Source organism: Mycobacterium sp. TH-M116 (genome assembly GCF_057473685.1).
In genome coordinates, this window is record NZ_JBYCLC010000214.1 from 15,952 (window position 1) to 27,286 (window position 11,335).

The 11,335-nt window shown below is 67.8% G+C and carries 12 protein-coding genes and 1 pseudogene; 8 read left to right on the plus strand and 5 right to left on the minus strand.

Translation table 11 applies throughout. From position 1 onward, the window contains the following. Window positions 1–99 precede the first annotated feature (99 nt). From AC2VOK_RS11145 to AC2VOK_RS11165, 5 genes are all read left to right on the plus strand, one after another. Complete coding sequence (locus AC2VOK_RS11145; RefSeq protein ID WP_428900519.1) at window positions 100–891, plus strand: SDR family oxidoreductase; 792 nt, start codon at window positions 100–102, stop codon at window positions 889–891. A gap of 24 nt (window positions 892–915) precedes the next feature. Then, on the plus strand, window positions 916–1,992 hold the full coding sequence (locus AC2VOK_RS11150; RefSeq protein WP_428900520.1) for an NAD(P)H-dependent amine dehydrogenase family protein: 1,077 nt from the start codon (window positions 916–918) through the stop codon (window positions 1,990–1,992). A 104-nt stretch (window positions 1,993–2,096) separates the two neighbouring features. Beyond that, window positions 2,097–3,338, plus strand: coding sequence for an Nramp family divalent metal transporter (locus AC2VOK_RS11155; protein WP_428900532.1), 1,242 nt, complete (start codon window positions 2,097–2,099; stop codon window positions 3,336–3,338). Continuing rightward, window positions 3,339–4,391, plus strand: a complete 1,053-nt coding sequence (locus AC2VOK_RS11160) for a poly-gamma-glutamate hydrolase family protein (RefSeq protein ID WP_428900521.1) — start codon at window positions 3,339–3,341, stop codon at window positions 4,389–4,391. It abuts the gene before it with no gap. Between the two features lie 24 nt (window positions 4,392–4,415). Then, complete coding sequence (locus AC2VOK_RS11165; protein ID WP_428900522.1) at window positions 4,416–5,240, plus strand: LLM class F420-dependent oxidoreductase; 825 nt, start codon at window positions 4,416–4,418, stop codon at window positions 5,238–5,240. 124 nt (window positions 5,241–5,364) lie between these two features. On the opposite strand, the gene AC2VOK_RS11170 is transcribed toward AC2VOK_RS11165, so the two are convergent. Then, entirely contained in the window at window positions 5,365–5,727 is a 363-nt protein-coding gene (locus AC2VOK_RS11170; protein WP_428900523.1) for a DoxX family protein, read from the minus strand. Between the two features lie 502 nt (window positions 5,728–6,229). On the opposite strand from AC2VOK_RS11170, the gene AC2VOK_RS11175 reads away from it, so the two are divergent. Beyond that, window positions 6,230–7,453 (plus strand): ATP-binding protein, encoded by a 1,224-nt coding sequence (locus AC2VOK_RS11175; protein ID WP_428900524.1) that lies wholly within the window; start codon window positions 6,230–6,232, stop codon window positions 7,451–7,453. An 80-nt stretch (window positions 7,454–7,533) separates the two neighbouring features. Here AC2VOK_RS11175 and AC2VOK_RS11180 read toward each other — a convergent pair whose 3' ends face one another. The 4 genes and pseudogenes from AC2VOK_RS11180 to AC2VOK_RS11195 all read right to left on the minus strand — a co-directional run. Next, window positions 7,534–7,938 (minus strand): type II toxin-antitoxin system VapC family toxin, encoded by a 405-nt coding sequence (locus tag AC2VOK_RS11180; RefSeq protein WP_428900525.1) that lies wholly within the window; start codon window positions 7,936–7,938, stop codon window positions 7,534–7,536. A 10-nt stretch (window positions 7,939–7,948) separates the two neighbouring features. Beyond that, a complete protein-coding gene (locus AC2VOK_RS11185) occupies window positions 7,949–8,179 on the minus strand; it encodes a FitA-like ribbon-helix-helix domain-containing protein (RefSeq protein WP_428900526.1) in 231 nt (76 codons plus the stop codon). Window positions 8,180–8,365: 186 nt separating this feature from the next. Further along, window positions 8,366–8,608, minus strand: a complete 243-nt coding sequence (locus AC2VOK_RS11190) for a hypothetical protein (RefSeq protein WP_428900527.1) — start codon at window positions 8,606–8,608, stop codon at window positions 8,366–8,368. Window positions 8,609–9,081: 473 nt separating this feature from the next. After that, window positions 9,082–9,489, minus strand: a pseudogene (locus AC2VOK_RS11195) (CapA family protein); the annotation flags it as partial. A gap of 173 nt (window positions 9,490–9,662) precedes the next feature. Here AC2VOK_RS11195 and AC2VOK_RS11200 point away from each other — a divergent pair. Then, window positions 9,663–10,997 (plus strand): phosphoribosyltransferase family protein, encoded by a 1,335-nt coding sequence (locus AC2VOK_RS11200; protein ID WP_428900533.1) that lies wholly within the window; start codon window positions 9,663–9,665, stop codon window positions 10,995–10,997. A 138-nt stretch (window positions 10,998–11,135) separates the two neighbouring features. Next, window positions 11,136–11,335: hypothetical protein (locus AC2VOK_RS11205; RefSeq protein ID WP_428900528.1), on the plus strand; the 200-nt coding region annotated here is incomplete at its 3' end.

Consider the following 11,335-nt stretch of genomic DNA (forward strand, 5'->3'; position numbering starts at 1 on the left):
CGCCCATGTGCAAAACTAGAACCTGTTCCAGAAAAGACCTTCGCCGGGACGGCGGAGCTTGCTACCGTTCGGCCCACGACTCAACGAAGAAAGGCCGCAATGATCCTCGACAGGTTCCGCCTCGACGACAAAGTCGCCGTCATCACCGGTGCCGGCCGCGGCATCGGTGCCGCCATCGCCGCGGCTTTCGCCGAAGCCGGCGCCGACGTCCTCATCGCGTCGCGCACCCAGTCCCAACTAGACTCCGTCGCCGAACAGGTCCGCGCCACCGGTCGCCGCGCGCACACCGTCGCCGCCGACCTGGCCCACCCGGAAGCGACCGCGCACCTGGCCGCTCAGGCCGTCGAGGCGTTCGGCCGCCTGGACATCGCGGTCAACAACGTCGGCGGGACCATGCCCAACACGCTGCTGACCACCTCGACCAAGGACCTCAAGGACGCATTCACCTTCAACGTCGCCACCGCGCACGCGCTGACCGTCGCGGCGGCGCCGCTGATGCTCGAACACTCCGGCGGCGGCAGCATCATCAACATCACCTCCACCATGGGCCGCCTGGCCGGGCGGGGGTTCGCTGCCTACGGCACCGCCAAGGCCGCCCTGTCCCACTACACGCGGCTGTCCGCCCTGGATCTGTGCCCGCGCATCCGGGTCAACGCCATCGCGCCGGGCTCGATCCTGACCTCCGCGCTGGACGTGGTGGCCTCCAACGACGAGCTGCGCGCGCCGATGGAGAAGGCGACGCCGATGCGCCGCCTGGGCGACACGGCCGACATTGCCGCCGCCGCAGTCTATTTGGCGTCGCCCGCCGGTAGCTTCCTCACCGGCAAGACGCTGGAGGTCGACGGCGGTCTCACCTACCCCAATCTCGACATACCCGTGCCCGACCTGTGAAACCCGACCTCTAGAGGAGCAGCCATGCCAATACCCGTCGTCCAACTCGGCACCGGCAACGTCGGCGTCCACGCGCTGAAGGCGCTGATCACCAATCCGCAGTTCGAGCTCACCGGCGTCTGGGTGTCCTCGGAGGCCAAGTCCGGCAAGGATGCGGCACAGCTTGCCGGCCTGACGGAGGCGACCGGCGTGCTGGCCAGCACCGATCTGGACGCCGTGCTGGCCACCGGACCGCGGTGCGCCGTCTACACCGCGCTGGCCGACCACCGCCTGCCCGAGGCCCTCGACGACTATCGGCGCATCCTGGCGGCGGGCGTCAACGTGGTCGGCAGTGGTCCGGTCTTTCTGCAGTATCCGTGGCAGGTGATCCCCGAGGATCTGATCGCACCACTGGAAGCTGCGGCGCAGGAAGGCAATTCGAGCCTGTTCGTCAACGGGATCGACCCCGGCTTCGCCAACGACCTGCTGCCGCTGGCCCTGGCGGGCACCTGCCAGAACATTCAGCAGATCCGCTGCATGGAGATCGTCGACTACGCCACCTACGACAGCCGCACCGTCATGTTCGACGTGATGGGCTTCGGCAAGCCGCTCGACGAGATTCCGATGCTGCTGCAGACCGGTGTGCTGAGCATGGCGTGGGGTTCGGTCGTGCGGCAGCTGGCGGCGGGCCTGGGGGTGACGCTCGACGAGGTCGCCGAAGTCTACGTCCGCGAACCGGCACCCGAGGACTTCGACATCGCCTCGGGCCATATCGCCAAGGGGACCGCGGCGGCGTTGCGCTTCGAGGTGTTCGGGATGGTCGACGGCGATCCCGTCGTCGTGCTCGAGCATGTGACCCGGCTGCGAGAGGACCTGTGCCCCGACTGGCCTCAGCCCGCACAGCCGGGCGGCTCCTACCGCATCGAGATCACCGGCGAACCGTCCTACGCTATGGACGTCTGCCTGGGCAGCCGCCTCGGCGACCACAACCACGCCGGGCTGGTCGCCACCGCGATGCGGGTCGTCAACGCGATTCCCGCAGTGGTTGCCGCGCCGGCCGGTATCCGGACCACACTGGATTTGCCGCTGATCACCGGCCGCGGGCTCTACATCCCCGGGTGATCACCGGGTGATCCCCGGGTGACGCCAAAACCCGCACGCCGGGCCCGGGCGGGACCGCACGTCGGCGAATTCGGATACCCTTACTTTTTTGTTCGGGCAATTGAATCGAGGTCGACAGATTGGCGCAGGGCACCCGGTCCGGGCTCAAGACGAGTTGGTATCTGCTCGGGCCCGCGTTCGTCGCCGCCATCGCCTACGTGGACCCCGGCAACGTCGCCGCCAACGTCAGCGCCGGCGCGCAGTTCGGCTACCTGCTGCTCTGGGTCATCGTGACGGCCAACTTGCTGGCGGGCCTTGTCCAGTACCTGTCGGCCAAGCTCGGGCTGGTGACCGGCCGTTCGCTGCCTGCCGCGATCGGCGGGCGGATGAGCCGTCCGGCGCGGCTGGCCTACTGGATCCAGGCCGAGATCGTCGCGATCGCGACCGACGTAGCCGAAGTCATCGGCGGTGCCATCGCCTTGCGCATCCTGTTCGGCCTGCCGCTGCTCATCGGCGGGATCGTCACCGGCGTCGTGTCCCTGCTGTTGCTGGCGGTCCAGGACCGCCGCGGCCAGATCGTCTTCGAGCGCGTGATCACCGGTTTGCTGCTCGTGATCGCGATCGGCTTCGCGGCGAGCTTCTTCGTCAAGACGCCGCCGCCCGGCGCCGTCATCGGCGGGCTGCTGCCGCGCTTCCGGGGCAACGAGAGCGTGTTGCTGGCCGCCGCGATCCTGGGCGCGACGGTGATGCCGCACGCGGTGTACCTGCACTCCGGTCTGGCCCTCGACCGGCACGGGCATCCCGACCAGGGCCCGCGCCGGGACATGCTGCTGCGTGTCACCCGCCTCGACGTGGTGCTGGCGATGGCGGTTGCCGGGACGGTGAACGCGGCGATGCTGCTGGTCGCCGCGATCAACCTGGAACACCGCGACATCAGCGTGTCCATCGACGGCGCCTACGGCGCCATCCACGACACTTTGGGGCCGGCCATCGCGATGCTGTTCGCCATCGGCCTGCTTGCCTCGGGACTCGCGTCGTCATCGGTGGGCGCCTACGCCGGCGCCATGATCATGCAGGGGCTGCTGCACCGGTCCGTGCCGATGGTGGTGCGCCGCCTGGTCACGGTGTGCCCCGCCCTGGCGATCCTGGCGTTCGGGTTCGACCCCACCCGCGCGCTGGTGCTCTCGCAGGTCGTGCTGTCGTTCGGGATACCGTTCGCGGTGCTTCCCCTGATCAGGCTCACCAGCGACCGCCGGCTGATGGGCGCCGACACCAACCATGCCGTCACCACCGTTATCGGGTGGGCGGTCGCGGTGATGGTTAGTCTGCTCAACGTGGTCCTGATCTGGTTGACGGTGGCCGGCTAGATGCCGGCCCGCCGGCATCCTTACTTCGCATACGGATCGAACCTGTGCGTCAGTCAGATGGCGCTGCGCTGTCCCGATGCGGCCGATCCGCGGCCAGCCGTGCTCGCCGATCACGACTGGCTCATCAACCAGCGCGGCGTTGCCACCATCGAGCCTCTTGCCGGCAGCCAGGTGCACGGGGTGCTCTGGCAGATCTCCGACAGCGACCTGGCCGCCCTCGACGCGGCCGAGGGCGTGCCCGCACGTTACCGGCGCGAGCGGCTGACCGTGGCCACCGACGGGAGCCGCACGCCGGCCTGGGTGTACATCGACCACCGGGTGATCCCCGGCCCACCGCGGCCGGGCTACCTGCCACGCATCATCGACGGAGCCGTCCACCACGGCCTGCCCCAGCGCTGGATCTCGTTTCTGCACCGGTGGGATCCCGCGCACTGGAAGCGCGAGGTACCGGCCACCGGGCCTGCGCCACAGTCGCTTTCGGAGCTGCTGAGCGAGCCCGGGATGGTGGAGGTCAGCCGAATGCGCTCGCGCTTCGGCTTTCTCGCGATTCACGGGGGCCTCGAGAAGATGACCGACGCCATCGCCGAACGCGCCGCAGACGCCGCCGGGGCATCGCTGTACGTGCTGCGCCATCCCGACCGTTACCCGCACCACCTGCCCTCGGCCTTGTTCGACCCCACCGAGTCGGCGCGGCTCGCCGAGTTCGTGGACCACGTCGACGTCGCGGTCTCGCTGCACGGCTACGGCCGCATCGGGCGCAGTACGCAGCTGCTGGCCGGTGGCCGCAACCGTGCACTGGCCACCCACCTGGCCCAGCACGTCCGGCTGAGCGGATATCAGGTTGTCACGGAACTCGACAAGATCCCGCGCGCACTGCGCGGCCTGCATCCGGACAACCCCGTCAACCGCGTGCGTGACGGCGGGGCCCAGCTGGAGTTGTCCGTGCGCGTCCGGGGCCTCGGACCGCGCAGGCCACCGCCCGGCGACGACGGATTGCCGCCGGTCACCGCCGGCCTGGTGCGAGGGTTGGTGGACGCGGTCAACCGTTGGTGAGTGTTTCCTACTGTTAAACGGAGGTTGTTGGTGACCAAGGATTTTCGCTTCGGGATGAGCATGCGCTTCTTCAAATCCCGCGAGAGGTTGCAGGAGAAGGTCAGGCGCGCCGAGGATTCCGGCTTCGACGTGCTGTGCGTACCCGACCACATCGGCGCAGCCGCACCGTTCCCGACGCTGACCGCGGCCGCGATGGTCACCACACGGATGCGGATGAGCATGTATGTGCTCAATGCCGCCTTCTACAAGCCGGCCCTGCTCAGCAGGGACCTTCAGGCCCTCGACGTGCTCAGCGACGGCCGCCTCGAGGTCGGGCTGGGCACCGGCTACGTCCGCGAGGAGTTCGAGGCGGCCGAGCTGCCGTACCCGAGCGCCGGCGCCCGGGTCGACTACCTCGAGCACATGACGACGTACCTCAAGGAGCACCACCCCACGATGCCGATCCTGATCGCCGGCAACGGCGACCGGGTGCTGACCCTGGCCGCCCGGCACGCCACCGTCATCGGCCTGACCGGTTCCCGGGTCCGAGACGTCGACGACCCGCTGGCCGAGCGTGTCGACTTCGTGCGCAGCGCTGCCGGTGACCGGTTCGCCTCGCTGGAGCTCAATCTGGCCATCACCGCCGTGCCGACCGACGGTTCCCGCGTGCCCGACTTGACGATGACCCGCAGGTACGCCTCGGAGCTCCCCGATGACGAACTGCTGCGCATGCCCTCGGTGCTCAGCGGGACGCCGCGCGAGATGGCCGACACGTTGCGCGGCTACCGCGACACGTACGGGATCACGTCATTCACCGTGCAGGACAACCACATCGACAACTTCTCGAAGGTGATCGCCGAGTTGCGCTGAGCCGATCATCGCCCCCAGGAGGCGGTACTCGACGACATCTGCGGTCGGCCGGCGGATGCGCCATGCGCGCGGCGGTAGTTGCAGTGAATGTCGTTGCAGTGAATGTCGTTGCAGTGAATGTGAGTCACGATCCGACCGCGATATGAATCATGTAGGCGGCTGACGCTACTGCGAGGAGCAGGTACAGACCCGGGAATGCGATGTTGCAGAAGACGCGGGCTCGGATGTGGGCGACGAGGGCACCGGTGAAGAACAGGATCAGACCAATACCGGCAGCTGCGCCGAGCCGGGGCGCCATGGTCAGTCCGACGACGAGTGCTGCCGCTCCGGCCAGTTTCAACGTCGCCAGGTAGGGCAGACTCCCGACGGGAACGTGCACCTCGGCGCAGTTTTTCAACACGAACGGGGCGTTGACGTAATCGGCGACAGCGATGAATGCGTTGGCCACGATGCACCCGATCGTGGCGACGAACAGAACCGCCGTCATGGGCTGTAGCTGCCCACGACGGTGCACGAGTGGGGTGCCGGATTGTCGTCGGTTTGGCTGGGCAGCCAGCTACGGAAGGCCGCTGCGGCGGGGATCGACGGCAGTGGGTTGTCCGCTCCGTCTGGGAGTGTCGATTGGGGGTGTGCAGCCAGCCGGCCCGGCGGTCGACCGAACCAGGCGCGGATCAGCTCAAGATGGTGTCGTTGCGGATCGTGCTGTCGGTCAGCCCGGCAGCGGCCCGCGCCAACCCACGCCTCCTCGACTTCACAGGCAGTGAAGATTCATCGGCCGGACAGCAAACCGGTCGGCATCGATGCCAGGCTCAGCTGCGGAGATCAGGAACCCGTCGACTGTTGGTTACCCGCTATGGTGCCAACGATCCGATTTGGCTGGCTACCGAATGGGAACGGATCGCTCATCGCTGTGGGATTAGTACATTTTCACTTGTGGCGTGGGTGCATTGAGGGCTGTGGTAGCGCTACATCCATAGCGGGGATCGAACATGTATCAGGCGAGGTTGGTCGACGGTCTTCTGGAGCAGTACATGGCGGACTTTCCCGCCGTGCTGATCACCGGCCCGAGAGCGACAGGTAAGACCACCACGGCGGCCCGCCATGCCCGCAGCGTTGTGCGCTTGGACCGGAAGTCGGACGCCGAGGCGTACCGTGCGGATCCGGACTCGGTTCTGGCGAGGCAGTCTGAACCGGTTCTGCTCGACGAGTGGCAAGCCGTTCCCGAGGTGCTTGGCGCGGTGAAACGCTCTGTCGATCGGGATCCGCGCCCTGGCCGGTTCGTGATCACCGGTTCGGTTCGGGCGATGCTGTCCGCCGAGACGTGGCCGGGGACCGGACGTGTACTGACGTTGCCGATGTACGGCTTGACGGTGGCCGAGTCGCAAGGCCGGCCTGGCAAGCCCGCTTTTCTGGATGTACTGGCCGCTGGGGGCCTTCCACCCAGTCCACAAGGCCCGCCGGATCTGGCCGGCTACCTCGACCTCGCTCTGGCAGGCGGATTTCCCGAGCCGTTGCTGCTGCGGCCCGCGCGCAGCAGGGCCCGCTGGCTGGAGAGTTACGTCGAGCAACTCATCACCCGCGATGCCCCGGACTTGCAGCATGGTCGTGATCCCGACCGGCTGCGCCGCTACTTTGAAGCGGTAGCCTTCAACACCGCGGGATTCGTGGAACAAACGACGCTCGCGCACGCGGCCGGTGTCGACAAACGGACTGCTGCCGCCTACGAGCAGCTCCTGCGGGACCTCCTCGTCCTGCACGCCTTACCGGCGTGGACGACCAACCGACTCAAACGGCTCGTCCGGGGACCCAAGCGCCACCTCACCGATGTCGCGCTGCTCGCCGGTGCGGTTGGTGTGGACACCGCGGCCGTACTTGCCGAGGGCGATTTGCTGGGTCGAGTCCTGGAGACCTTTGTGTTGACGCAACTGCGCGCGGAGCTACCCGCCTGCCAAACTCGTCCGCGCTTGTATCACCTCCGCCAGGAACAGGGACGACGCGAGATCGAAATCATCGCCGAACTTGGCGGTCACCGGATTATCGGCATCGAGGTCAAGACCGGCGCCCCGACCCGGGCCGACGCCCGGCACCTCACGTGGCTTCGCGACGAATACGGCGAACGCTTTCTCACCGGAGTCATACTGCACACCGGACCCCACGTGTACGAACTCGCAGACCGAATCACCGCCGCCCCGATCGCGGCACTGTGGACCTGAACGGCAGACCGAGCAGGCCTTTGTCGCAAATCGGGAATCTACCCCCTCGTGAGTGGTGTACCCGCGCATCTCCGGCGCACCTAGAGCAAAGTGATCGCGACAGGTATACCAAGCTGATCAGCGGCACTTGCCAAGCGGCTGTCGACGGTGATCACGGCGGCGGAGCGTTCGGCGGCGACAGCGACATACAGGCCGTCGTAGATCGAGATGTTGTGCCGCCAGGCCCAGACGGTGCGCAGGAGCAGTGTGTCCGGAAGCACGTATTCGATGGCGAGTGCGGTGACGGCGTCGGCGGCAGCCTCGGCGTCCTGGGGTTCCAATTGCTCACGCGATACGGCTTTGTGCAGGGTACGTAGCACTTCGCCAGGCATGTGGGCCGGCGCGAGCCAGCCGTCGTCGCCGTTCAGGGCTGCGCGTGCCGCGTCACCTTGGGCAGCGCTGCTCGTGAGCGCCAACACCAGCACGCCTGCGTCCACCACGATCACAGCAGGAAACTCACCCGTCGCGGTCGGCGCGGATCACGGTCGCCACTTCCTCGGCTGTCATGGCGAGGCTGCGATGACCAGCCAACGCCTCCAAGAGTTGCCGGTTGCGCCCCGCCTGGTACTCCCGGTCCAACAGTGATCGCAGGTACGTCTGGGTGGACTGACCGCGCGCCTCGGCTCGGGCCGCCAGCGCGTCGCGAACTTCTTCGGGGACATCTTTGATCTGAATCGCAACTGCCATGGCCACAAACTACCACATGCGCATGCCATGCGCATGTCAACGAAGCTTTTACCTGCCCTTTTACGACGGCTTCGGCCAGAAACGGCGCAGATATGGCACCTTGCTGACACGTCGGCTATCTACCCCCATCTCTTGGTGGGTTCGCGGGTTGAAGGGATTTCATCGGTAGCCGGGGCAGCGGACCCGTCAGCCCGTCAGCTCTCCGAACCGCTGCTGGGCGGCCTGGCGTGTCGTGCCGAGTGCCACGGCGATAGCGGTCCACGAGTCGCCGCGCCGCCGGGCCTCGGTCACCGCATCGATCAGCTCGGTTTCGGCGTTGTGCACGGCCTCGGTTGCGGCGGCAATGCGGCGAAACGCCGTGGCGTCCCGGGCTGGGTGGGTTGCGGGGTCCACGCGGTCAAGTCCGGTGTGGTCGTGGGTGACGGGCATGGTGCTCACCTCATTTCCAAGTAGTGGTGGAACGACGGCCTGAGAGCATCGGCATGGATGATGCGGTCGGGATCGTCGGCGGGAACGGCCGCCAGCTCCAGCATCGCTCCATTGCGTGCCGGTCCGATGACCAGTAATCGTTCCTCGCCGTCGTACTCATACGGTATGAATTTGACTGCGTTGCGGAAGCCGTGGGCGATGTCCTGCTCGGTGACACCGTGCTGGCACGCGCTACGCCGCACCTTCACACTGTCAAGCGTCCTTGCATCCCGGGAGTTGTCAAGGCTTCTTGCGTTGCCCTGTGCCCACGAGGTGATCGTGACCACTGGCATCGACGGCCCGACGTTAGGTGGTCCGACTGTCCCAGGTCGCGGCGCCACTGGGTTCCAAGACCGTGATGCCTTCTTGGACAACATGATTGGCGTGCAGCAGCGCGTAATCGGCTGTCCTGACACAGGCACCTGAGGTGGCTCAGGCCGAGGATGGTGCGAGGAGTGTCCGTGCACGATGTCGATGCCGGCGTCGATCAGCCGGTGCGCGAACTCGATTTCGCTCGGCGCCAGCGCGTAACCCCAATTGGATCCCCGGTGCACCGAGACGACGGCGACATCGCCATCGCGTCTTCGGGCCAACACCTCGGGCGTCACCTCCTCGGCAGCGTCGCGCAGCGACGGATCCGCGATCAGCCACACTCCGGCCCAATCTGCTTGCACTGCAACGGTTTCAGGCACGCCGGACGACATCGTGGCCACCGAGCGCCACGGCCAATTCCAGTCCACGAGGCGCCGTATCGGCCCGTTCGCGTGCCCGGCCAACTGTATGTGGCCCCGCGCATCACGCAGATGGCGCTCGCGCAGCTGCGGGCCACCGGGCTCGCGCAGCTGCGGGCCACCGGGCTGGCGCGGGCCGCTGCGCCGACGGCGTGGCCACCCGTAAGTGGGGCCCAAGGGCCCTTCGGCGCGCCGAAACTCCGCGACACACTCGATACATGAACGAGTCGAACGGCGATGGCGAACGCCTTGTGGGCGGACGACGGGGAGCATTGCGTGGTGGTATGCGGCTGTTCGACGATCGCGTCGATGCCGGAAGGCGTCTGGCCGAGCGCCTGGAACCGTTGCGCGGACAGGACATCGTGGTGCTGGGGCTGCCGCGCGGCGGGGTGCCGGTTGCCTTCGAGGTCGCCAAGGCGCTCAACGCGCCCTTGGACGTGCTGGTGGTGCGCAAACTGGGAGTGCCGCATCAACCGGAATTGGCCTTCGGCGCCATCGGCGAGGGCGGGGTACGGGTGATCAACGACGCCGTGGCGGGCGAAGCCGACCTCGCCGGGGACGAGATGGCCGCCGTCGAGGCCAGGCAACGCGCCGAACTGGAGCGCCGCTCGGAACGGTTCCGGCGCGGCCACGCCCGGGTGCCGATGGCCGGGCGGATCGCGGTGATCGTCGACGACGGCGTCGCGACGGGCGCGACGGCCAAGGCGGCCTGTCTGGTGGCGCGCGCCCAGGGCGCGCGCCGGGTCGTGCTGGCGGTGCCGATCGGCGGACGCGACATCTTCACCAGGTTCTCCGGACACGCCGACGATGTGGTCTGCCTGTACACGCCGGGGTCCTTCTCCGCCGTCGGCCAGGGCTACCGCAACTTCACCCAGACGTCCGACGACGAGGTGGTCGCACTGCTCGATCGAGCCCGGGAGGGCTTCGCCGAGCGCGCGGTCGCTGCTGTAGACGATCTCCCGCTACGCGACGAGGAGGTCCGGGTGAGCGCGGGCCCGGTGTCGGTGGCCGGCCGACTCACGATCCCGCGGCATCCGGTCGGCATCGTGGTGTTCGCCCACGGCAGCGGCAGCAGCCGCCACAGCCCGCGGAACCGCTACGTGGCCGAGGTCTTGACTGCGGCAGGGCTTGCGACCCTGCTGTTCGACCTGCTCACCCCCGAGGAAGAACGCAACCGCGCGAACGTCTTCGACATCGGGCTGCTGGCGCAACGCCTGGTCGACGTGACCGGCTGGCTGGCCGGCCAGCCCGACACCGCGTCGCTGCCGGTCGGCTACTTCGGCGCCAGCACCGGAGCGGGCGCGGCCCTGGTCGCCGCCGCCGATCCCCGGGTGAACGTGGCGGCGGTGGTGTCCCGCGGTGGGCGACCGGACCTGACGGGCCACTGGCTGACCTCCGTGCGCAGCCCGACACTGCTGATCGTCGGCGGGCGTGATGACCAGGTGCTGGAACTGAATCGGCAGGCCCGGGACATGATCCCGGGCGTCTGCGAGCTGTCCGTCGTTCCCGGCGCGACCCACCTCTTCGACGAACCCGGCACACTCGAGCAGGTCGCCGGGCTGGCCCGGGACTGGTTCATCGAACACCTGAGCCGCGCGAACACACCTGCGAGACCCTGACACGGACAACCGTGAAGCGCTACCCATCTGGGCCGGCGATCTGGGCCGCGGGCCGCGCATCTGCGGTTCTGCGCCAAGGCAATCGCGAGCAGCGGCGACGTTGCCCCCGCTGTCCCCGACGGGAGTAGCGTTGTCCCGGTGACCAAGATGACGGTGACCGTCCCCACGAGCATCGACGCCGGAGAGCTCGAACGAGAACTGGTCACCGCGGTTGCCGACAGGCTCCGCGACGACCACGGATACCGGTTGGTGGCGGAGAGCCCGCGGGCTGCCTCAGCGGCCCGGACCGAGTACCCGATGGATCCCACGGGAAAAGTTGTCGTCGACAAGAAGCCGGG